Origin of the sequence: Clostridium sp. J1101437_171009_A5, assembly GCF_015547905.1 — a bacterium.
Classification (GTDB): domain Bacteria; phylum Bacillota; class Clostridia; order Oscillospirales; family Oscillospiraceae; genus Pseudoflavonifractor_A; species Pseudoflavonifractor_A gallinarum.
Genome location: NZ_JADMVY010000018.1, coordinates 16,107 through 37,431, shown reverse-complemented (window position 1 = coordinate 37,431; position 21,325 = coordinate 16,107). Strand labels below are relative to the sequence as shown.

Here is a 21,325-nt window from a genome sequence, read left to right as displayed (position 1 = left end):
GGACTACGATTTTGACCTCGGCGAGCTGGTCATTTTTCCGAGATTTCCAAATGTTCCAGCCATTCAGTAGACCCTAAGTAAAAATGCTGTGGATATCAGCATCCACAGCATTTTACTAATAATTTAAGAGGCCGGTAAAAGAGCAAGAATTAAGCAACAATTTTGTCAACATGAGAACTGCAAAAGACGCAACTGTTAAGAAATCCGAAACCATCGGCAACACCTCCACGATAGTCAGTGACAGTTGCCCCATATATGGTCGCCCTGCTATCCGATGGCTCTCTCTACCGTGCCTCCTGGGGCCAAGTGCAGTATAGCATTTGTAGCACAATTTTTCAATCACAAGTCTTTTTAGAGATGAGCAAAACATGGCCTAAATAAAAAGGCCGAAATGGGTCAACAAGCGGGAATTACTCGGTAGAGAGAAAAAAGGGTATAAAAACCAAGCCCGGTAGAAAACCGAGCGGATAAAGCCATATAGGAACATCTATTAAGCGGTTCGCCTAAATGATTTAGATGCGCGGTAGGAGTGAGAGCCAGAGAAAATCGCGGCCAGACTAATAGCCAGAGCGGAGATGTGGGCCAGCGTATTGAGGTTTGCCGCACTGTTTCCGTTACGCACCCATAATCGTTCCTGCCCAGACGCCTTAAAGCGGGAGTTGTATCTTTCGCACTCTGTACGCAAGGCGTATGTCCTCTTGAAAGAGAGGCAGCTGCGGTCAATGGAAAGCCTGTAGTCCGAGGGAATGATCCTGTATTTAACGCAACCCCTGTTTTTCTTCCCGTTATTCCAATTCTTGTGGTTACAGGGGCAAACACCGCGCTTGGACTGGCGGAATGGGCAGCAGAATTTTTGACGGGTACGACCGTTGTCGGTGGTTTTGCCATCTTTGTGCATAGCCAGTCCAGCATCACAGATCAGGTTGCCCGCAGGAAGGGCTTTGCTCTTGGAATTGCGTTTTTTGAGGGGTATAAAGGCTTCACCGGAATAGACCGATTTCACGGTGTTGTAGATGCTTTTAACATCGTAGCCCTTATCTGCAAGAAAGGAACACCCCTGCAAAGGGATTATCTGGTTGGCTGCGGCAAGGATGTCAACGGCAACTGTGGAGTCCATGATGTTGGCTGGTGTGGTTAGCTCGTATAGGGGCAACCCGGAGATACAGTCTACCAGCACATGGCTTTTGTATCCCCAGTAGAACTCATACCGGCGTTCATTGTGCTGGTTAGAAGCGAAATGGACGCCCAACGCACAGTCTGGATCGCATTTCGGATGAACCTCTTTGGAGAATTTGTTCTTTACAAAGGATTTGGGATTGTTCTGCTTTGTGTTCGCCATGATGGGGGTAGAGTCCAGACCAACGAAGGAGGCGTCCACTAGACCCAACTCGTACAACTGCCGCACCAGATCCGCCATAACAGACTTTAACTCAGCGTTATCCAGCTGCCGCAGGAAGCGGTCATAGGTCCAGTAGGACGGCAGAGGCTCCATGATATTGAAGCCACAGTAGTGGGCGATGAGCCGGTTGTTGTTCAGATAATCGGCCAAGTCGGTGACTTGAGAGAACCCCTTGCATTTCATGACAATGAGGGAGCAGAGCATAGCTTCTTTGGGGAAGCCACGCCGTCCAGTTGCCGCTCTGGGCAGCGTGAAGTCCAGACTACTAAAAAGCTTGTCGTAGAACGCAGCGGCGCTTTGGGATGTAAACAACGTCACATCCTGGATGATTTCCTGTCGGTAGATAGCGGCCAGCCCCTTTCTGGTTGGTTTTTCTGCAAGTTAATTTTACCAAAAAGAGGCTCCACTTTCTATATCAATGGAGTGGTTTCCGGTTTCAGCCATGGCCGGAATCCCTTGCAATGACTACTTTTTTTGAATTTTGCTCATGGCTGCTGGTCTTTTATTGAAGGAGGTGATGCAACATGGGCAGTGGAAACTGGATCGTAGACAATCTGAATTCCGCACTACAGACCTGGAACGACAAACTTGCAGAGATCTGGACTTTGATCAGCACCACCCCGGAGGAATTCAAAGGCGGCGGGATCTGGAACGTGATCGTCAGCATCAACGGCGCGCTCCAAGCCATCGGCTACGCTCTGTTGGTGCTCTTTTTCGTGATGGGCGTAGTCAAGACCTGCGGCAGCTTTACCGAGATCAAGCGCCCGGAGGTGGCCTTCAAGTGCTTTATCCGCTTTGTATTGGCCCAGGCGGCAGTGACCTATGGCATGGAACTGATGAACGCCCTGTTCCGAATCGCCCAAGGTGCAGTATCCACCATCATGGACGCATCCGGCATGACTGCCATGTCACCCACCACACTCCCGGAGGAACTTATTACTGCCATTGAAAATGTGGGTATATGGGATTCCATCCCCCTCTGGGCGGTCACTCTGCTGGGGTCTTTGTTTATCTGGGTTCTCTCCCTCATTATGATCCTGACCGTCTATTCCCGTTTTTTCAAGCTCTATATGGCAACCGCTATCGCGCCCATCCCTTTGTCCAGTTTTGCGGGACAGCCCTCCAGCAGCATCGGCGTCGCTTTTCTTAAAAGCTATGCCGCCATCTGTCTGGAGGGCTGTATCATTGTATTGGCCTGTGTTATTTTTTCACAGTTTGCTTCCGCACCGCCCGCTGTGGGGGATGCTTCCACAGCACCGGCCACGCTGGTCTGGAACTACATTGGAGAATTGATCTTCAATATGCTAGTGCTGGTAGGCTCGATCAAGATGAGCGACCGGATCATCCGGGAATTGATGGGGCTTGGTTAATCATCGTCAAACAGGTCATCCATCCGGATCTTATAGCCACCATCCGGTTCTGGTTCCCCATACATTTGTGCCTCCCGCATACGGTTGCGCACAATAAGTTCCAGCATCTTGTCCTCTCTCCGCCGAAGCAGAATGCCACGAACCTTCCGAATCAGGGAAACTACCCAGGATAGGACTACCACCGCCAGCAGCGCATACCAGATGACGTTGGCCAGAGTCTGGTTGGCATAATACCATTCATGGAACACGGTGGGGACGACCAGCGCGTAAAGCAGTGGAATGGTCAGGCGAAACACGGCTGCCAACCGGAACACAATGGAGAGAACAATCATTACAATCCCGAGCATCAAGTATGCCATACGCTCCACTCCCTTTCTAAGTTGAGCAAATGGTACCATAGCCAGACAGGCTTTGCAACGGTCTGTCCATGAAAACCAAGCAGAAATGTAGGAGGTGAGACCTTGGAGGTCCGCATCAATAAAGAAGTACGGAATTATCAGGAAAGCCTATTCTTCGGCCTGTCCCTGCGACAATTTTTGTTTGCCCTTCTGGCCGTTCTGGTGGCACTGGCCGTGTACTTTTGCCTGCGTCCGGTGCTTGGGACCGGCGAGATCGGCTGGGTATGCATCCTGGCCGCGTTTCCCTTTGCCCTGGGCGGTTTTTTCGCCTACAACGGTATGCCGCTGGAACGCTTTCTCATGGCTTATATCCGCTCAGAATTTCTCATGCCCAAACGGCTCTTATTCCGAACGGAGGATCTCTATGTCAAACTTATGGAACACACATCAATAAAGGAGGCCATCCGACTTGATTAAGACCCTTCAAAATACACTGAAGCAGGACAAAGAGCACCTTTCGGTACCAAAGTCCGTACAGGATACCATCCCCATCCGCCGTCTTTGGCCGGATGGGCTTTTTCAGTTTGGCGGGAAATTCTCGAAAACCGTCCGCTTTTCCGACATCAATTACGCCATCGCTTCCAAAGAGGACAAGATCTCCATGTTCCTGGGCTACTCGGAACTGCTCAATGCCCTGGACACCGGCTCTACCACCAAAATCACCATTAACAACAAGCGGCTCAACCGCCGCAACTTTGAGCAGGAGATCCTGATCCCGCCCCAGGGGGATCATCTGGACGGAGGCCGTTCGGAGTACAACGCCATGCTGCTGGACAAGGTCACCGACTCCTCCAACAGCATGGTGCAGGAGCGATATGTCACAGTATCCGCCCATAAGAAAACGCCCGAGGAGGCCCGCACCTTCTTTGACCGGGTCATGAATGATGTGACCACCCGGCTCAATCACCTGGATTCCCACTGTGAGGAGCTGGACGCGGTGGAGCGGCTGCGCGTGCTCCACGACTTTTACCGAGTAGGCGAGGAGTCCCGGTTCCATATCGACCTGCGGGAGTGCATGAAAACAGGACGCTCCTTCAAGGACGCCATCTGCCCGGACAGCATGGAGTTTCGGAAGGATCACTTCATCATGGGCGATAAATATGGCCGGGCCATGTTCCTCAAGGAGTATGCCAGCTACATCAAGGACTCCATGATCAATGAGCTCACCAGCCTGAACCGCACCATGATGCTGTCCATCGACGTGATCCCCGTCCCCACCGATGAGGCCGTGCGTGAGATGCAGAACCGCCTGCTGGGGGTGGAAACCAACGTCACCAACTGGCAGCGGCGGCAGAACAGCAACAACAACTTCTCCGCGGTGGTGCCCTACGACCTGGAGCAGCAGCGGAAAGAGACGCGGGAAATGCTGGATGACCTGACCACACGGGATCAGCGGATGATGTTCGCTGTGGTGACTCTGGTGCATCTGGCCGACAGCAAGGAGGATCTGGACAGCGACACAGAGACCCTTCAGTCCATCGCACGCAAGCATCTGTGTCAGCTGACCACTCTGAACTGGCAGCAGGACGCGGGCCTTGTTACCGCTCTCCCCATGGGGCTGCGGCGGATCGACGCCCTGCGCACCCTTACCACCGAAGCCCTGGCCGTCCTCATGCCCTTCAAAGCCCAGGAGATCCGGGACCGGGGCGGCGTCTACTACGGCCAGAATGTCATCAGCAAAAATCTCATCATTGCCGACCGCAAGCAGCTCCTCAATGGCAACGGATTTGTTCTGGGCGTGTCCGGCTCCGGCAAATCCTTTACCGCCAAGCGGGAGATCACCGCCCTGGCCCTCTCTACCCAGGATGACATCCTGATCATCGATCCGGAAAGTGAGTATCGGCCCCTAGTGGAGGGGCTGGGCGGAGAGGTTGTGGAGATCTCGGCTACTTCCAGCAACCACATCAACGCCATGGACATGGAGCAGGGCTATGGCGAGGGTGAAAACCCCGTGGTGCTGAAATCGGAGTTCCTGCTTTCCCTCTGTGAGCAGTCTGTGGGGGCCGGAAAGCTGTCTGCCAAGGAGAAGTCTATCATCGACCGCTGTACAGCACAGTGCTACCACGACTATGTGCGGGACGGCTGCCGGGGCCAGGCCCCCACACTCCAGGACTTTCACGCCGAACTGCTGCGCCAGCCGGAGGCAGAGGCGCGGGATGTGGCTCTGGCCCTGGAACTGTTCACGGAGGGCAGTCTCAACACCTTTGCCAAACCCACCAATGTGGACATGAGCTCCCGCATCGCCTGTTATGACATCCGGAAGCTGGGCAAACAGCTGCTCTCCATGGGCATGCTGGTGATCCTGGACAGCTTTCTCAACCGAATCACCCGCAACCGCCGCCTGGGGCGGAATACCTGGATCTATATCGATGAGATCTATCTGCTGTTCCAGCATGAGTACAGCGCCAACTTTCTGTTCACCCTTTGGAAGCGGGTGCGGAAGTACGGTGCCTGCTGTACCGGCCTGACCCAGAATGTGGACGATCTGCTCCAGTCCCACACAGCCCGAACCATGCTGGCCAACAGTGAATTCCTGGTCATGCTCAACCAGGCCAGCACCGACCGGCTGGAGCTGGCCCGGCTGCTGAATATCTCCGACAACCAGCTCTCCTACATCACCAATGTGGACTTTGGACGGGGTCTCATCAAGTGCGGCAGCGCCATTGTGCCCTTCATGGACAATTTCCCTCGTCATACGCAGCTCTATAAACTGATGACCACCAAGCCCTCTGACTTGGCCGCGTAATAAAACCAGGGAGGGGCCAAGGCCCCTCCCCCTGGATCGAGGTGAGATAGATCGATAAAATTAAAGAGAAACCCCAGGTGCAGCACACTTTGAAAGAACGGGTCAAGTCCGCACCGAAGGAATTGATCCGGCGAGGGCTGGACGATGGCACAGAGCGCCTGCGGGGCCAGCTGCGGGACACGGCCCAACACGGCCAACGGGATAACTTCGGCGGTGACCAGCTGGGCGATGCCGAGGTGAGCGGTGTCAAACGGGCGGAGCAGCTGGCCGAGCGTCTGCTTGGAAAACGAAAGAAAGGTGCAAAGCACACCCCGGATGCAGGCCCGGACAGATACCCTGGCAGTCATGATACTCCGGAAGCCGCAAAGCCAAGAGATGACAGTATTCTGCCTCCAAAGGACCGCCTTCGCAAAAAGGAAGCGGGAGATCCGCTCCGGGCGCAGAGTGCGGGCAGAAGCCGCCCCCAGCCGCAGTCCGCACTCCAAACGCCTCAAAAGAGAAATACCAAGACCAAGGACGCCTATCTGAAGATGCAAGCCGATCCTGCGCCTGCCACACCGCCAAGCGCCTTGCAGCAGGGAAAATCGTCCTTTATGCGGGAGCGCCAGGGCAACCTTCTCCGCAGCGGGAAACTGGAACGGCGCTTGCCTGTGAGAGAGGACGGCCCCTCGGCAGCTCCTCCCTCGGGAAAATGGCCACAAGGTATGGAGGCCCGCAAGCAGCTACATCAAGTGTCTGGGCAGACAGGTGGTTCTCGTGTGCAGCCCCGGCCTCACGGTGAGACCTCCAGGCAGGCTATGGGCAGCACCGCAAAGACGGCAGTAAAAGAACGAGGCGTGCCGGTCAAATCGGCTGGCCATCCCATTCGTAAAACGGCTGGGATTGGAAAGCCGGGTGGGAAACCGCCTGTAAGAGCGTTTCCGGCCCAACAGGCCCGCCGTGCGGCGGAGGCGGGAGCCAGGCTGGCACGAACCCAAAAGGCCGCAAAGGCGGCCCGTGTGACCGCCAGACAGGCCGCACAGGCGGCAAACCGCGCGCTCCGCGCCGTGATCGCGGCAGCTAAGGCTCTGGCCGCCGCGGCCACAGCAGGCGGTGGGGTGGTGATCGCAGTCGTGGTCGTCATCTGTCTGTGCGGCATCATCCTTGCCTCACCGCTGGGGATCTTTTTTGCCGGACCTGATGAAACAACCGGAGCCATCTCTCCCGCCCAGGCGGTGGCACAGATCAACGGCGAATTGGGAGAGAAGATCGCCAGTATGCAGGCGGAGGGTGGATATGATACGCTGGAGATCCAGGGGCATCCGCCCCCCTGGTCTGATATTCTGGCGGTGTTTGCCGCCAAAACGGCGGGCGCTGCTGATGGAACGACAGTGGCGATATTGGATGCGGCCAATGTGGAGGCCCTGCGCACAGTCTTCTGGGACATGACAAAACTTGCCTCCTCCTCCAGAGAGGTGGAGCATCCCGCCTCTGGAGACACTCCGGCCTGGACAGAGCAAATACTCACTGTGACGATCACCGCCAGAACACCGGATGATATGCGGGTATTTTATTCTTTCACTGAGGAGCAGAACGCAGCGTTGGATGAACTGCTGGCAAACTCCGACATGCTGGCTGCCTTGGCTGGAGATCTCACGATCTCTGACGTCACAGCCAAAAAGTTGCTGGCTGACCTGCCCGCTGACCTAGACCCAGAGCGCCGGGCTGTGGTGGAAACAGCCTGTAGGCTGGTAGGCAAGGTCAACTACTTCTGGGGTGGGAAGTCCCTGGTGATTGGCTGGGACTCCCGGTGGGGCCAGCTCACCAAGGTATGGGCAGACGGCAGCTCGACTACCGGAACCTACCTGCCTTACGGGCTAGATTGCAGTGGATTTGTCGATTGGGTATTTTACAATGTCACCGATGGAGAGTACGTCATAGGCCATGGCGGCGGCGCTCACATGCAGCACACCTACTGTACCCCCATCTCTTGGAATGAGGCCCAGCCCGGCGATTTGGTATTCTATCCCGGTGATGAGCATGTGGGGATCGTAGGTGGCAGAGATGAAAGTGGAAACCTGCTCATCATCCACTGTGCGTTCAGCCAAAATAATGTGGTGATCACCGGCCTGGAGGGCTTTACCGCTATTGGCAGACCACAATACTACAGATCCTAAATGAGAACAAAAACTCACATAAAAAACAGTGCCTGCAAACACTTGCTTGTTAATCCACAATGCTGCACTTTCTCTTTTTGAAATGATAGAAATAATGTTCCGATGAAAATGGGTCAATTCATGTAGAATTGACTCATTTTTCATTCGCAAATAGTGGTGGATTCTAGTGAGATGGGCTGTTCTGAATGGAGTAGCCCACCTTACAAAAAAATCACCGAAAAAAAGTGACGATATACCCTGCTATGGACATTCTAGAATGGGAGAATCAATATAATGAAGGACGGAGTTAAGGTTAAGCTTTGATGCCTTAGAACTCAGTAGAAAGGAATGGTCAAAATATGATAATGTTAAACCTAAGAAAACGCAAGCGGCCAATTCTTACCTTATTTTTAGTTGTTCTATTCTGTTTTTCTGTAGCATCCTGTAGTAAAGTCAACGAACAGATGACTCAAAATAATGGCAAGAATTATACTACAGGAGATACATCTTCAGATTCGGCTGTTTATATTACTGATGACCAATCGCATATCCTGGTTTCTTATATTAGAAATGGCTTACAACAGCTTGAGGGAGAGTGGGGACCAGGTTGTCAACCTTTAGACATCCTTTTAGAGAATGCACCATCACCCGATTCTCTTGTCACAGTAGCATTGCCACACATCTATGACGATATAAAATCCTATACATTAGGCCCTATTGTTACAGATGGAGAATGGGATTTTTTTCCTAGCGAAGTAGTTTATACTTCGTATGACATGGATGCCCAACCAACACAGCCTGCTTGGATAGATTATTTCAAACAGAGCCTTGATTCTCAAGGGTTTGATGGTCCTATTATTATTTCAGAGTCTTATTCTTTTTCTTGGAATGGCTTAGATACCAACCTCGTGGTTGCTACTAATGTGTTACAGTCTGATAGCAGTGATAGAATTTCATCAGAATCTTTATCTATAACAAGAACCCCATCAAACAGCAGACCTGGAGTTTATATTCTTTCAGCATTGTTCATACAGGGGTATGAGCCGATAGAGCTTTTCTCAGAATATAATGATATTTATTCTAAGGATGAAGAAACACCTTGGCTAGGAAGTTCTTATTTTGCTGATGACGTAGTCGGAAGTTATTCCAATCATTTTATATCAAGTGTACAGTACGACGAAGCTACAAGCCCTTCTATTTTCCCAATCTACTGTGACCATAGTGGGGAACTAAATCTTCGTATTTTCCAGTATCGCCCACAATACTTAATATGTGATATAGATGGAGATGCTCAAACTGAGGTAATTGAAAGACTCAATCGTGATAGTTCGCTACTTAGTTATACTAGAGTTTATACGCTTCAGAATGGGAAGGTTGCAAAGAGAGTGCATATTGGTGATTGAATTTTCATAGTTGGGATATAAACGTGTACTGTAAAATGGGGCCCTAAGTTAAAAACTTAGGGCCCCACTTTATATCAATGCTCGTAGAAAATGATACTGTCAATGGAGTAGGAACCCAGGCCGGTCAACTTATTCTTGAGGTCACCGATGAACTCAGCACAAACGGTTCCGTTAAAGTAGCCTCCCGCTGATTCGAGTACACCGTTAGGATAGGACTTGTAGGTCTGGATAACACCGTTGGACCAGGTGTGGTTCTTAGTGTCTCCAACGACGGCGGGGATATAGTATTTGACATTGTTGCTATCCTTTACTACGAAGTCAAGTTTCCCACGGCCATACATCTCTCCGGGGGTCGGCTTTGCATTAGATGCATGGGACGGATTGACCACATTGGGACCGACAGCAGCCCAGTAGTTCCCATATTCGTCGGTAAGTTCTCCCTGGCTGCCTTTCTTTTTTGTGGGCGGAGCGCCAGTAATGCCAGTGGCACTGCCATTGAAGTAAGATGCGCCTTCATAGGAATACCAATAATTTTTGTTTTTAAAATCATAGGTATGACCATCGCTGCCCTTGAAACTTGGCACAGAAGGAATCTTGACAGTTCTACCATTTTTCCCAGTAGGCTTTTTGTACAACTTGAGCCATCCATTAGTACCAGTTGTAATATACTCACCAGATACCTTTTGAGGTTCGGGAAGTACAACAATCTTCCAGGTCTGATTGGTAGCGCCAGTCTTCGACGTCCAAGAAACTCCCGCGCTGTTGGAGTTGCTCGCCGCCGTCAGATACTTGTTATCGTGCTTGGACAACTGGATAGTATACAGTCCAGATCCCTTGGAAGTCTCCTTAATGATGACATATCCATCATTGTTACCGGAAGTCTGATACATGGTGCACGGCCAATCAGTACCGGTACGGCGAGCGTTTAATCCATAGTTCTGCTTGTAGACGTTTGTAATATACTGCTCGCTCTGGGAATTCGGGTTCTTGATAACCCACTTCTGGTCCTTGCTGCCGGAAGCAGCATAAATGTTGACCTTGGTTCCGTTGGTGATGGTGTAGCTGTCGCCGATATTTAGACAGCGTCCCTTTCCTGCGTGAGAAATGATTTTACAGGTTGCCATAATAGAGCACCTCCTCATGTATTTCCGACTTTTTTGTCGGTCAATTATAAAAGAGGTCATTTTAAACTATTTTGTAAACCTGTTACTAAAAAAGAAAATGGAAACCATAGAGCGTATATTCTCTCCTGTGGAGTGGAATGATGGAGTAGTCCATAATCCATAAAATACTCAATGGTGGAAGTGCGTTTTGTTTTTGATAATCACAAAGTGGGAGCATCTCCACTTAGAGATGCTCCCCTTTCAATTTGCAAATATAAATATGTGACACATCATTTTCTTTCAGACATTATAACTATATTAGCTGTCTGAGGTTTGGAAAAATTGAATCATTAACTCGATATTCTTTAATGCGTACTTTTTGTGTCTGTCGTCAAGGCCCTCTAATGCTTTTGAAAGAGCAGAGATTTCCAATTCTTCATGTAAATATCCATCTAATCCGAGCGCTTCGTCTGCTGAAACTTTCAATTTCTTTATAATGCTTATAAGCATATCGTAAGAAGGCTTTCGGGTTCCACGCTCTAAAGAAGTAAGTGTTGAGTCACTAATTTCCAATAATTCAGCGAATTGACTTTGGCTTAAATGATGGTCCAATCTATACTTTTTCAAAAACATACCAAATCCGGTTTTCAATCGTAGCACCCCAAGCATCGTATTATACTAATCGTATCTAAAATATATGCTTTTTGTAATGGACTATAAGTATGTATAGATACTATATGTATCGACAAATGAAAATTTGCGATATAATGTAATACAACTAAAGGAGAGGAGGAAGGGCAATATGGACCAAGGAAGGCCGTATTTTGAAATGGATTTTTCTGATGAAAATCTAACTGATAAGACCTTTGATGCTGGAATTGACGAGTTTATATGCACAATGCTTAGCAAGCATTTTAAAGAAGCCACATATATGGCAAATATCCAATATTTGCTAAATAGTAAATCAATAATTGAAAATGCCTATAAGCTTGCTCAAGACTGTCATGGGGTTATTCAAGTGAGATTGAATGATGTGCCACTGAATTTTGAAGTACGGATATTGGCAGATAATATAGAGTATGATAATTATTCGCCCGAACTTAAAAAAATATTAGACGAGTGTAATGGATTATCAATTAGCATAGATAGTGAAGGGAAACACATCATCATTATTATCGACATTCCTATTTTTTTAAGAATTTAGAGAAACGACTTTCGGTCGGCGCGAAATATGTATCTGTGTGTAAATTGCGTTCTTTTGAATAGCAAGCAAAAACTGTGATAGCGTTCGATGTATAAGAACTGTCAAACAGACAAGAACTCCCGTGTGGATACCACACGGGAGTTCTTGTCTCTGACACATATGTATCGGAAAAAATTCTGGGATATACATGACGACCAAGTGTAAGCGTCAATTCAACCAGCGACTTGTCAGGGAAGAATGCCTCTGCCAAACTATAAGAGTCTGAAATAGTACAAGGTAGTACCAGAGAGTATTCAAGACTCTAGTATCGTAGAGTCTCATAGACTGGAAGATACTATCCGAGACTGGGAAGACAGTTATGGAAAAGTCTACAGACACTGAACCGTCAGAAGAAAATCGCTGTTTGGAGCGAGCGGATCTCGGCCTGCCGCAGCAGTGGCCTCAGTGTCAGAGCCTGGTGCGAAGAAAATGGTATCAGCACCGCCAGCTACTACAAATGGCAAAAGAAGCTGTTTTCCCTCGCAGCACAAAGCGCACCGCAGTTTGCTGAGGTGTGTGTTGCGCCTGTGGCCAAAATTTCGGCTACCGTGCATCTGGGGGATGTTTCAGTCAACATTCATTCGAGGGCGGATGCTGAGACGACGACCATGCTGCTGGGGTCAATCCCAAATTCTGTGTAAACTCCATTTAGTGTGAGAATAGAGCAAAATTTATTCAGGGCGGCAGCAGGTTCCCGGCTGCCGCCTTTTCAACAACATAACGCTGGTGGGGGCGGATGTCAAGGGCGGAGGAGCCGTTCATCTTGCCCTTGGCATCCGCCCCCCGGCGGTGTTACTCGGGCATACGCTCGGCAAAGTAGATGGCCATCTGGGCGTGAATCAGACTCCAGTCCTGCCGTCGTCCGGTCCATTTTTTCGTAATATCCATCATGGCCAGATACAGCATTTTCAGCAGGCTGTCATCTGTGGGAAAGACAGACTTGGACTTGGTCACCTTGCGCAGCTGGCGGTTGAAACCCTCAATGGCATTGGTGGTGTAGATCAGCCTGCGCACCTCCTGGGGATACTTGAAATAGGTGCTGAGATTGGCCCAGTTGGACCGCCAGGACTGGGAAATTTTCGGGTATTTCTTGTCCCAGAGCTCCCCGAAGGTGTCCAAAGCATCCAGAGCCGCCTGCTCGTCCACAGCGGCATAGACCGCCTTCAGATCAGCCATAAGGGCTTTTAGGTCCTTGTAGGACACATACTTGCTGGAATTGCGCAGCTGGTGGATGATGCAGTTCTGGATCTCGGTCTGTGGGAAGGTGGCGTGAATGGCCGCGTCAAACCCCGCTAAATTGTCGGTGCAGGCAATGAAAATGTCCTCTACACCACGGTTTTTCAGGCCATTGAGGACAGTGGCCCAGAACTTGGCGCTCTCGTTTTCGCCGACCCACATCCCCAGGACATCTTTCCGGCCATCCAGATTGACCCCAATGGCAATGTATACCGCTTTCTTCACGATCTGCCCCTCGCTGCGGACATGGTAGTGAATGGCATCCAGAAATACCACGGCGTAGATGGCTTCCAGGGGCCGCTGCTGCCACTCTCGGGCCACAGGCAGAATTTTGTCGGTGATTCGGCTGACGGTGCTGTCCGAGACGGAGATGCCGTAGATGTCCTGGATGTGAGCCTCGATATCGCCAGTGGTCATGCCTTTGGCATACATGGACAGAATTTTTTCCTCAATGTCCTGGCTGATACTGGTTTGGTTCTTTTTCAGCACCTGGGGCTCAAATTCGCCCTTTCGGTCACGGGGGACCGACACATCCACATCGCCAAAGCTGGTGCGCAGCCTTTTACTGCTATGCCCGTTGCGACTGTTGTCTGTGTCCTTGTTCTTGTAATCATACTTGCTATAGCCCAGCTCATCATCCAGTTCAGCCTCCAGACCATTTTCCATGAACTCGGCAATGGTCTCTTTAAACAAATTCTGGATGTCATCCATGCTGCCGATGTTTGCCATCTGCAGCAGTTCACGGATTTTCTCTCGCCGGGCATTTTCTTCCGGGGTGCGATTCTTTCTCGCCATATGTAAATCCTCCTGCATGGTGCTTCTATTCTACACCACGCAGGAGGTTTACACAAAGTTCGGGACGGTCTCTGCTGCTGCGGATTTTACAGTCATGACCAAGTAGTCTTTGTGCCTATAAGACATCCGATTTTCTCAATTTGTCCAGCGCGGCTTTCTTGGCCTTATTGACATTTTGACGGGATACACCCTCGCGATGTGCGATTTCTTCGATAGATAATCTGTGATAGAAGTGAAGTAAAATGATACGCTGCTGGTATGCCGTCAAAATATTGTCTGATAAATATGCTATTAAATCAATCCGCTCATTTGGAGCTTCCACTATAGAGTTTTCGACCATATATTTTTGTTCATCTGATAAGTCACTGATTGGCATTTCATGCGAGTTTATTGCGGAATGACGCTTTGATAATTCGATGTAAGTATTTCGAAGGGTCGTACAAACATAATTTACGATTGCTCCATCGTGCTTTTTCTTGATATTTTCAATTTGAAATTTGCGAATGAATGCAATAAATTCCATTACAACATCTTCATAGGCATCCTCGTACTTTAGGAGACGTGCATATTTTCGGATTACGCGGTCAAAACGGTTGATTAGCTCCAGCATTGCATCATTGTCATTATTCTTTGCACGTTCTATAAGTTCTAATAACATTGCTCATTACTCCCATTCAAATTTATTTGGGAGCCAGAGCAGAGGGAGAGAGCCTGTAGATTTGGATTGAATCTTGTAGCTTTTAAGTAATTTTATAGATAAAACTATTTATCCTTATAGAGCGAATGTAAAATATCTCTTAGTTTTTGAGGAAGTGGAAGATTTAGTTTTGCTGCATTTTCTAATATGCTGATGCATTCGTTGCTTATGTAAAACGTAGTGGTCACTGAACGAACAGCATCGGAGGAGTTTAGCAGGAAGGTGTCTACGATATGGCTCACGGAGATGAGTGCAAACATACCCACCTTTTTGGCAATGCCTTTTGCCCCAATTTCACTTGAAGCCTTCTTCATATGAACTGCGACACAAATGCCAGTAACATAGTCTAATACAACAAGTATGATTAAGGCGTACAGGAGCCCATCGGCTGCGCCGAAAAACAGGTCGATCAGCTGCCTTCCCAGGTCGAGGATGCTTAAAAAATTCATGACGATATACCACCTTTCTTTTCTATTAAAGAGGGGTTTTTTCTTCAAAATGTAAACCACTACGTTTATAATGGTTTTGACAGAGACATACGTAACTGAAAATTAAAGAAAAAATTTGTGACGAAATATGGTCGTTCATACATTATTTAGACAGAGGGCCAGCAGAGGGAGGGAATTTGTGGATTTGGAGATGGCGGATTTTTTAATTTGATGTGACGATAGTCAGAAGTGTGGACATTGTAACAAGTAGAAAGATGAATTGCCTGAGCTGAGGTGGGTAGGGGGAGTTCGTGGTGCTTGGAGATAAACTTGGGAGCGTAAAATTATCTGATGATGATATCCAATACTTAAAAGGGCTGTTTGAACATGAATATGCTGGTTTGTTGAGCTATGCGAGATGTGTATTAGAGGATGAATCGCATGTCGAGGACCTTGTACAGGATGTTTTTTTGATAGCAACACTGAAGATTAAAGATGTCAAAGAAAGCTATAGCCCCAAACACTGGCTGTACAGAACGATGAAGAACCTGATAAATAATAGAAGACGTGAGTTGCAGAGATTTAGAAATGCAATTGGGAAAATGAGGTCTTCTATTACGGATGTGGGTAATTGTGGCCCAGCCGGATCTGATTCAGAGATACTTTTTTTCATGAGTTGCCAGCAATATATTAAGGCTACAGACTGGACACTGCTATGTGATTATTATTTGAACGGATATAATTATCACGAATTATCGGTCCGAAATGGCATTTCGGAGTCAGCATGCAAAATGCGAATTCTAAGAGTGAAAAAAATCTTAGCTAAGCAATTGCAAAAATCTGGTCTATACAAAGCTAGATGTGAAATGAATAAAGAGGGAGGGGTTTGAGTGGCTGATAAAATAGTTAAAGTTGCACCATATAACTTGCTGGATTGTTTGAGCACCAACGCTCTGAAGTCACTTTTACAACAAGACTTAAATGATTCCGAGGATGGATTAGCACCGGAAACGATTGAATATATCGTCCATCTCTTGGAAGAACGAAATGAGGAATTGGCATCTGCACGTAAAGCAATAAATGTCGATTTGGCCTGGCAAAGATTTGCACATGACGGAATTTCGCTTGCAGTGGGTGGAGAAGACTTGATGTCGCTTGTGGAATGTGCGGCTACACCAAAGGGAAGTGATTTTCAAGATAGCAATAAGAAGAAGCGAGCGCCGAAGTTTACATTTCGCTTTATACTTCGGAAAGCGGGTATCATTGCCGCCACAATCTGTATTCTGTTTACAGTAATGATATCAGTTCAAGCTGCAGGTTTTGATGTGTTTGGCGCGATTGCTCGATGGACAGATGAGACGTTCCACTTCGATGTGTATAGTGAATACGAAGCAAATACAAAAGAAGATAAAGGAGACTTGGATAGTGTAGGAGACATATTAGCTGCATACTCATTAGATAGAGAATTAGCTCCAACGTGGTATCCAACTGGCTATACCATGAGTGATATCGAGGTTCATCAGGATGATGGAAGTCTGCAAATTTTTTATTCTTGCGTGAATGAAGCAGGGAAGTATTTCAGTGTTCAAGTACTGAAATATGAAGACACTGACGAGCTGAGCAGTTATATTATTGAAAAAAGTAATGAGGATGTTGAGATTCTAAATAGCCACGGGAAACAATTCTATATTTTAACAAATGAAGATACGATTACTGCTACTTGGTCGGATGGACATATCTTAGAAACTGTATCTGGAAATCTATCGAAAAAGGATTTATTTCAGATAATCAAATCAATAGGAGGAAAGTAAAATGAGCATGAGACGTATTTTGGCACTCGGGATGGTCACTGCTACAGTTTTGGGGAGCTGTATTGTGCCAGCAGGAGCTGTTGAAGTAAAGGAAGACCACGAGAGACCGATGGTGGCATCTGTAGGTGATGAAGTGATACCGTATGGAAGCCCCTGTATCGCTGGGTACAACGCATCGTTGAAAGTAGGAACTGGGAAAGGCGCTGTAAAAATTAGCTATACAGTGACGTCAAGTAAACCCGCCAAGACCATTGGAGTCTCTAAAATTGAGATTTATAAGTCGGATGGGACAAAAGAAGCTACGATTACAGGTACAGTTGAAAACGGGCTGCTGAGGGAATCTGCGGGAACCAAAACGGGCACCTATACATACAGAGGGGATTCCGGAGAGGGCTATTATGCGAAGGTAACTCTATATGTCGCATGTGCATCTGGAAGTGACACCAGAACTGTGACGACAAAAACCGTAACAACACGCTGAGATAGAAGAAAAATGTAGGGCGGGCAATATCTTTGCCCGCCCCACGTTCTACAACCAGAGGAGTCATTATGAATAGATTTATCAATTTTGGTGGGTTGCCTAACATTTCGCCAATTGGCCTGGTAAAAAGAATGCGAGTTCAAATATCGCTTCGTATGCTATTGTTCATTGGCATATTAGGGGTCTTATGTTGCGGTATGACTGCATGTGGATTGAGCAGCGAAAATCTCTCAGAAGATAATAATAGCTCAATGCTTGAAACCGATTGTAAGCCAACAGACTCTCCGGTTAATGAGGCGCCCAATATTTTAAATAGATATGAATCTATATTGAAAGACAATGCATCCTATTTTAGTGTAGAAAATGGAGAGAACATGACGTTAGCTCAATCATTAGAATTGAGTGAGGTAGAAAATTTACAGATTACTCAATTTGCATTGGTCGACTTTGACCATGACCAAATTCCAGAACTAATCCTAAAAAAGGCGCTGGATGAGACGGATGTTTTTGGTTATGAAGTGTTGCATGAATACGGAGAAGATATATATGGTTACAGTTTTACCTATCGAAATTTTGCCGACCTAAAGATAGATGGGACCTTTGTTGTATCCAGCAGCGCCTATGATTATGGGATTGGAAAGCTGGAATTTTCAGAAGATGCGGCATCTATTCAAAGGATTGCAGAGAGCGAAACCTTACTCAATGAAGATGGGACTGAGAGTGTAAGTTACGCAATTGACGGGGAGACCGTGCCAGAAGAGGATTTTTTTCAGATGCTTGAACAGCAAGATACCAAAAAACCTGTCGTTTGGAATAACGCAGATGATGCATCAAAAGTATTATTGGGGGATACGTGAATCAGATGATATAAAAGTGGAGGTACCAAGTTGTTACTTGGTACCTCCGGTAATGGGAAAAGGATATTCGACACTGTTCAGATGCGATGGCCTCTTTTAATAAGGAGAGTCATCAGAGAAGAGCGTTGTAAACAACAAAAGCTCCATAGTCCGAATTTGCAGGATATTCAATAGTCCCATGGTCCCTCTTAATTTGCCCCCAGGTCTTGTTAGTCTTGGTCGGCTCAACGGTCGGGTCACGTTTGGCGTCAAAGCGGTTCATAACGTAAGGAGACCCCTCACCATTATTAGCCTCTGTGGAGCGAAAACCGAGGTTAATGGCCTGCTGAACATACGCTTTGTTAATCCCATTGTAGGCGAAGAAGGTGTATTTGACGTTAGCAGCAAGGGACAGATTTTTGCCGGCGGCTTTGCCCTTAATAAATTGCGCAGCATCGTCAGTGGCGGTTTGGAATTGAGAATCCGTATAATTGCCAGTAGGATAGGTCTTTCCAACAATCTGGTAAGGGCCATTTTTGTTGCTGGGGCCGGCCTTTTTCAGTCCATATTCCCGGAAATGGATGGCGGCCAACATCTGCCAGGGAATACCGTACTTATTGGCCGCTGACTTGTAGAAAGGCTTATTGCCATCCAGTAACTTAATCTGTGCAGATGTCAGAATCGGCTGTCCACGGTAATCTTTATACGACCCACTGGGAGTTTCTCCACCACCCCCGTCGGGGTACTTGTCATAACCGAACAGGTACTGCCAGGTAGTGGGACCGACAGAGCCGTCAACAGAAATTTCCATCTTCTTCTGGAAATTCTTTACGGCGGTCAAGCAGCCAGGCCCAAAACTGCCATCGATGGTGAGGGATTCAAACTTGCTGAGAAGGTGCTGAGCACCGCGGACCGCCTCATTGCGGTTGCCGTTCTGTACGACGGCAACCAGACGGGAGAGAGTGTCCTTGCCAGCAATGCCGTTGGCAGTGATACCCTTGCTCTTCTGGAAAGCAACGACAGCATTGTAAACAGAGGGACCGAAACTGCCATCCACAGCGAGAGCCGTGTTGTTGTTCCGGTAGTTAAGCAAGCACTGAAGGGCTTTGATATTGGTGCCGGTGTTGCCCTTTGCCAAATTAGGCCAGGAAGGAGTAGTTGCCATAATTTTTACCTACTTTCTCTTTTGTATATAGAAGCAGTTGGTGTCGCGCGCCACGTTTTTGCTTCTATAATTAAAAGAGAAAAGTAGAGTCAATTTTGTAAACCATAGCTCGAAATTTTATGATAATTTTGAAAGGAAATTTTTTTATGAATATAAAAGTCAAAGAAATCATTGCGATTAGTATGACACTATTATTTGTACTATTATCTGGTTGCCATTTTTCTCAAGATTATCAAGAGAACTCTTTGGACGCACTACCAGAAAGTCATACTCCACAAGATACGGTTCCTGATGAATCACAATCAGTTCCAACGGAAACAGCACCGGCCCCGGCTACTGACAAACCACTTCCAACCTTGGATATCACACAGGAACCACCGTTAAGTGAATATGATATGAATCTTGCGGTTCCGGATTTCCTAACGCAGGAACAACAGACTCTATATCGCAGGGCACATAATTTATATGAACATCTCGTTGGAGATTCGATTGAATATGCGGAAACCTTTGAAGATGATGTGTTTCCCCAAAGTGCATACGAACAGGTAATAATTAATGATATGGTTTATTTGGTTGCACAGGGGAGATACGCGAATTGGAACGATTTTGAGGAAGTCGGTCGCTCTATTTTTACAGAAAAATATTGGGAGGAATTAAATAAGACAAGCGATGGATTGCCATTACGAACAGAATATAACGGGAAACTCTGCTTTTTAGATACATCAATGGGCGGTGGGTATTATTATTGTGAAGATATTCCTGATGATTTTCGGCTTGAAAAGTCAGGAGAGAATGAGCTTATATTCACGCTGATTGGTCACTACCGGAATTTTGAAGAAGTAACAGACGAAAACACAAATGATAGCAGAATGGAAGGCTATGATTATACTTTAGAGTTTCCGATTAAGATGGTTTTAACAGAAAATGGATGGCGCTTTGATGAATTTCATTCCTCTTTACGAGATGAAAGAGAGCCATGATAATGTCAATATAAAAAGTCTGGGCTGCTTAAAACAGCCCAGACTTTTTTCAAACACCCCAATTAGCTCTTACGATAAGTTTTTCGGATACACCAAATACCTTGAGGATGCTTATTGTTGTTCATCGCCTGCTGGAGAGTATGGTCGGAACCATCAATCGTGGTCTGCAGCTTTCCATTGGGAGAATCAGGTACAAACTTAATCGGGTCCATAACAAGGAAATCGTCGTATGTCTTGCCGCCATTCTTGTAGCCATAGCACATGACAGTATGGTTATCACTATTGCCAGTGCCAATGTTGACGATGACGGGGTGTCCAGCATCAATCTCTGCTCGGATGGCCGGGAACGCAGCCGTACCCTTAACGTCAGTCTTAGAGGGGGCGACGCCAAGTTTACTGCCACACTTAGAGAAGTCATAGTTCCAGTTCATGCCCTGACCGGAAACCCAGGCTCCCTTAATGTTGGAGATAGTGTAATTGCTCGGGCCGTAGAAATTGACCAAATTCAAAGCAGTAGTGATTGTACAACCACTTTTACTGCCGATTGTGTTAACGATTTCCGGGTATCGCTGATTCCAACAACATCTCCGGCCGGAAGGCATCTTGATAACATTCGGAGTGTCTCCGGTGCCACCTCCGCCGGGATACTTGTCATAACCGAACAGATACTGCCAGGTAGTGGGGCCGACAGAGCCGTCAACAGAAATTTCCATCTTCTTCTGGAAATTCTTTACGGCGGTCAAGCAGCCGGGCCCAAAGCTGCCATCAATGGTGAGGGATTCAAACTTGCTGAGAAGGTGCTGAGCACCGCGGACCGCCTCATTGCGGTTGCCGTTCTGTACGACAGCAACCAGACGGGAGAGAGTGTCCTTGCCAGCAATGCCGTTGGCAGTGATACCCTTGCTCTTCTGGAAAGCAACGACAGCATTGTAAACAGAGGGACCGAAACTGCCATCCACAGCGAGAGCTGTATTGTTGTTCCGGTAGTTGAGCAAGCACTGAAGAGCCTTGATATTGGTGCCGGTGTTGCCCTTTGCCAAATTAGGCCAGGAAGGAGTAGTTGCCATAATCTTTACCTACTTTCTCTTTTGTATATTGA

The 21,325-nt window shown here is 47.6% G+C and carries 21 protein-coding genes; 12 read left to right on the top strand and 9 right to left on the bottom strand.

Features of this window, described 5'->3' with window-relative positions; all coding sequences use genetic code 11:
• Positions 1 to 490: 490 nt before the first annotated feature.
• The gene (locus I2C21_RS16490) at positions 491 to 1,711 is read right to left on the bottom strand and encodes a transposase (RefSeq protein WP_286167337.1); all 1,221 of its coding nucleotides are present in this window, start codon (positions 1,709 to 1,711) and stop codon (positions 491 to 493) included.
• Between the two features lie 212 nt (positions 1,712 to 1,923).
• Here I2C21_RS16490 and I2C21_RS16485 point away from each other — a divergent pair, with 212 nt between their 5' ends.
• A complete protein-coding gene (locus I2C21_RS16485; protein WP_008979960.1) occupies positions 1,924 to 2,769 on the top strand; it encodes a VirB6/TrbL-like conjugal transfer protein, CD1112 family in 846 nt (281 codons plus the stop codon).
• On the opposite strand, the gene I2C21_RS16480 is transcribed toward I2C21_RS16485, so the two are convergent.
• Positions 2,766 to 3,116, bottom strand: a complete 351-nt coding sequence (locus tag I2C21_RS16480; protein WP_286167336.1) for a molecular chaperone GrpE — start codon at positions 3,114 to 3,116, stop codon at positions 2,766 to 2,768. The two genes, I2C21_RS16485 and I2C21_RS16480, sit on opposite strands and share 4 nt — an antisense overlap.
• Positions 3,117 to 3,230: 114 nt before the next feature.
• Between I2C21_RS16480 and I2C21_RS16475 the strand changes: the two genes are divergently transcribed.
• The 4 genes from I2C21_RS16475 to I2C21_RS16460 all read left to right on the top strand — a co-directional run bounded on the left by I2C21_RS16475 (position 3,231) and on the right by I2C21_RS16460 (position 9,451).
• Positions 3,231 to 3,584 carry a PrgI family protein gene (locus I2C21_RS16475; protein ID WP_195279792.1) on the top strand — a complete coding sequence of 118 codons (354 nt, stop codon included), beginning with the start codon at positions 3,231 to 3,233 and terminating at the stop codon, positions 3,582 to 3,584.
• Positions 3,577 to 5,913, top strand: a complete 2,337-nt coding sequence (locus I2C21_RS16470) for a VirB4-like conjugal transfer ATPase, CD1110 family (RefSeq protein ID WP_195279791.1) — start codon at positions 3,577 to 3,579, stop codon at positions 5,911 to 5,913. The genes I2C21_RS16475 and I2C21_RS16470 overlap by 8 nt, the downstream gene beginning before the upstream one ends.
• 89 nt (positions 5,914 to 6,002) lie before the next feature.
• Complete coding sequence (locus I2C21_RS16465) at positions 6,003 to 8,069, top strand: C40 family peptidase (protein ID WP_207730656.1); 2,067 nt, start codon at positions 6,003 to 6,005, stop codon at positions 8,067 to 8,069.
• Between the two features lie 338 nt (positions 8,070 to 8,407).
• Positions 8,408 to 9,451, top strand: coding sequence for a hypothetical protein (locus I2C21_RS16460; protein WP_195279790.1), 1,044 nt, complete (start codon positions 8,408 to 8,410; stop codon positions 9,449 to 9,451).
• 74 nt (positions 9,452 to 9,525) lie between these two features.
• On the opposite strand, the gene I2C21_RS16455 is transcribed toward I2C21_RS16460, so the two are convergent.
• Positions 9,526 to 10,575 carry an RICIN domain-containing protein gene (locus I2C21_RS16455; protein ID WP_195279789.1) on the bottom strand — a complete coding sequence of 350 codons (1,050 nt, stop codon included), beginning with the start codon at positions 10,573 to 10,575 and terminating at the stop codon, positions 9,526 to 9,528.
• A 297-nt stretch (positions 10,576 to 10,872) separates the two neighbouring features.
• Positions 10,873 to 11,223: a helix-turn-helix domain-containing protein gene (locus tag I2C21_RS16450; RefSeq protein ID WP_207730655.1), complete on the bottom strand. Its 351-nt coding sequence runs from the start codon at positions 11,221 to 11,223 to the stop codon at positions 10,873 to 10,875.
• Positions 11,224 to 11,356: 133 nt separating this feature from the next.
• On the opposite strand from I2C21_RS16450, the gene I2C21_RS16445 reads away from it, so the two are divergent.
• Together I2C21_RS16445 and tnpA are read left to right on the top strand one after the other, a co-directional pair.
• Positions 11,357 to 11,758: a hypothetical protein gene (locus tag I2C21_RS16445; RefSeq protein WP_195279787.1), complete on the top strand. Its 402-nt coding sequence runs from the start codon at positions 11,357 to 11,359 to the stop codon at positions 11,756 to 11,758.
• Positions 11,759 to 12,102: 344 nt separating this feature from the next.
• Positions 12,103 to 12,438, top strand: a complete 336-nt coding sequence (gene tnpA / locus I2C21_RS17930; protein ID WP_502709463.1) for an IS66 family insertion sequence element accessory protein TnpA — start codon at positions 12,103 to 12,105, stop codon at positions 12,436 to 12,438.
• 151 nt (positions 12,439 to 12,589) lie between these two features.
• Here the strand turns inward: tnpA and I2C21_RS16440 are convergent, their stop codons facing one another.
• The 3 genes from I2C21_RS16440 to I2C21_RS16430 all read right to left on the bottom strand — a co-directional run bounded on the left by I2C21_RS16440 (position 12,590) and on the right by I2C21_RS16430 (position 14,974).
• Positions 12,590 to 13,828: an IS256 family transposase gene (locus I2C21_RS16440; protein WP_195279786.1), complete on the bottom strand. Its 1,239-nt coding sequence runs from the start codon at positions 13,826 to 13,828 to the stop codon at positions 12,590 to 12,592.
• A 115-nt stretch (positions 13,829 to 13,943) separates the two neighbouring features.
• Positions 13,944 to 14,486, bottom strand: coding sequence for an RNA polymerase sigma factor (locus tag I2C21_RS16435; protein WP_195279785.1), 543 nt, complete (start codon positions 14,484 to 14,486; stop codon positions 13,944 to 13,946).
• A gap of 104 nt (positions 14,487 to 14,590) precedes the next feature.
• On the bottom strand, positions 14,591 to 14,974 hold the full coding sequence (locus I2C21_RS16430; RefSeq protein ID WP_195279784.1) for a phage holin family protein: 384 nt from the start codon (positions 14,972 to 14,974) through the stop codon (positions 14,591 to 14,593).
• A 293-nt stretch (positions 14,975 to 15,267) separates the two neighbouring features.
• Between I2C21_RS16430 and I2C21_RS16425 the strand changes: the two genes are divergently transcribed.
• The 4 genes from I2C21_RS16425 (at position 15,268) to I2C21_RS16410 (ending at position 18,102) form a co-directional block, all read left to right on the top strand.
• Positions 15,268 to 15,843: an RNA polymerase sigma factor gene (locus tag I2C21_RS16425; protein WP_195279783.1), complete on the top strand. Its 576-nt coding sequence runs from the start codon at positions 15,268 to 15,270 to the stop codon at positions 15,841 to 15,843.
• On the top strand, positions 15,844 to 16,764 hold the full coding sequence (locus I2C21_RS17860; RefSeq protein WP_195279782.1) for a DUF4367 domain-containing protein: 921 nt from the start codon (positions 15,844 to 15,846) through the stop codon (positions 16,762 to 16,764).
• 1 nt (position 16,765) lies between these two features.
• The gene (locus tag I2C21_RS16415) at positions 16,766 to 17,245 is read left to right on the top strand and encodes a hypothetical protein (protein WP_195279781.1); all 480 of its coding nucleotides are present in this window, start codon (positions 16,766 to 16,768) and stop codon (positions 17,243 to 17,245) included.
• A 68-nt stretch (positions 17,246 to 17,313) separates the two neighbouring features.
• Positions 17,314 to 18,102 (top strand): hypothetical protein, encoded by a 789-nt coding sequence (locus I2C21_RS16410; RefSeq protein ID WP_195279780.1) that lies wholly within the window; start codon positions 17,314 to 17,316, stop codon positions 18,100 to 18,102.
• A gap of 112 nt (positions 18,103 to 18,214) precedes the next feature.
• Here the strand turns inward: I2C21_RS16410 and I2C21_RS16405 are convergent, their stop codons facing one another.
• Positions 18,215 to 19,246, bottom strand: coding sequence for a peptidoglycan-binding domain-containing protein (locus I2C21_RS16405; RefSeq protein WP_195279779.1), 1,032 nt, complete (start codon positions 19,244 to 19,246; stop codon positions 18,215 to 18,217).
• Between the two features lie 119 nt (positions 19,247 to 19,365).
• On the opposite strand from I2C21_RS16405, the gene I2C21_RS16400 reads away from it, so the two are divergent.
• On the top strand, positions 19,366 to 20,226 hold the full coding sequence (locus tag I2C21_RS16400; RefSeq protein WP_195279778.1) for a hypothetical protein: 861 nt from the start codon (positions 19,366 to 19,368) through the stop codon (positions 20,224 to 20,226).
• A 62-nt stretch (positions 20,227 to 20,288) separates the two neighbouring features.
• Here I2C21_RS16400 and I2C21_RS16395 read toward each other — a convergent pair whose 3' ends face one another.
• The gene (locus tag I2C21_RS16395; protein WP_195279777.1) at positions 20,289 to 21,293 is read right to left on the bottom strand and encodes a peptidoglycan-binding protein; all 1,005 of its coding nucleotides are present in this window, start codon (positions 21,291 to 21,293) and stop codon (positions 20,289 to 20,291) included.
• Positions 21,294 to 21,325 lie beyond the last annotated feature (32 nt).

Bases quoted from the DNA above. Each gene is read 5' to 3' on its own strand.
- I2C21_RS16485 (WP_008979960.1), top strand. From the start codon at position 1,924: ATGGGCAGTGGAAACTGGATCGTAGACAATCTGAATTCCGCACTACAG.
- I2C21_RS16415 (WP_195279781.1), top strand. From the start codon at position 16,766: ATGAGCATGAGACGTATTTTGGCACTCGGGATGGTCACTGCTACAGTT.
- I2C21_RS16395 (WP_195279777.1), bottom strand. From the start codon at position 21,293: ATGGCAACTACTCCTTCCTGGCCTAATTTGGCAAAGGGCAACACCGGC.
- I2C21_RS16480 (WP_286167336.1), bottom strand. From the start codon at position 3,116: ATGCTCGGGATTGTAATGATTGTTCTCTCCATTGTGTTCCGGTTGGCA.
- I2C21_RS16430 (WP_195279784.1), bottom strand. From the start codon at position 14,974: ATGAATTTTTTAAGCATCCTCGACCTGGGAAGGCAGCTGATCGACCTG.
- I2C21_RS16445 (WP_195279787.1), top strand. From the start codon at position 11,357: ATGGACCAAGGAAGGCCGTATTTTGAAATGGATTTTTCTGATGAAAAT.
- I2C21_RS16460 (WP_195279790.1), top strand. From the start codon at position 8,408: ATGATAATGTTAAACCTAAGAAAACGCAAGCGGCCAATTCTTACCTTA.
- I2C21_RS16405 (WP_195279779.1), bottom strand. From the start codon at position 19,246: ATGGCAACTACTCCTTCCTGGCCTAATTTGGCAAAGGGCAACACCGGC.
- I2C21_RS16455 (WP_195279789.1), bottom strand. From the start codon at position 10,575: ATGGCAACCTGTAAAATCATTTCTCACGCAGGAAAGGGACGCTGTCTA.
- I2C21_RS16450 (WP_207730655.1), bottom strand. From the start codon at position 11,223: ATGCTTGGGGTGCTACGATTGAAAACCGGATTTGGTATGTTTTTGAAA.
- I2C21_RS16400 (WP_195279778.1), top strand. From the start codon at position 19,366: ATGATAATTTTGAAAGGAAATTTTTTTATGAATATAAAAGTCAAAGAA.
- I2C21_RS16410 (WP_195279780.1), top strand. From the start codon at position 17,314: ATGAATAGATTTATCAATTTTGGTGGGTTGCCTAACATTTCGCCAATT.
- I2C21_RS16435 (WP_195279785.1), bottom strand. From the start codon at position 14,486: ATGTTATTAGAACTTATAGAACGTGCAAAGAATAATGACAATGATGCA.
- I2C21_RS16440 (WP_195279786.1), bottom strand. From the start codon at position 13,828: ATGGCGAGAAAGAATCGCACCCCGGAAGAAAATGCCCGGCGAGAGAAA.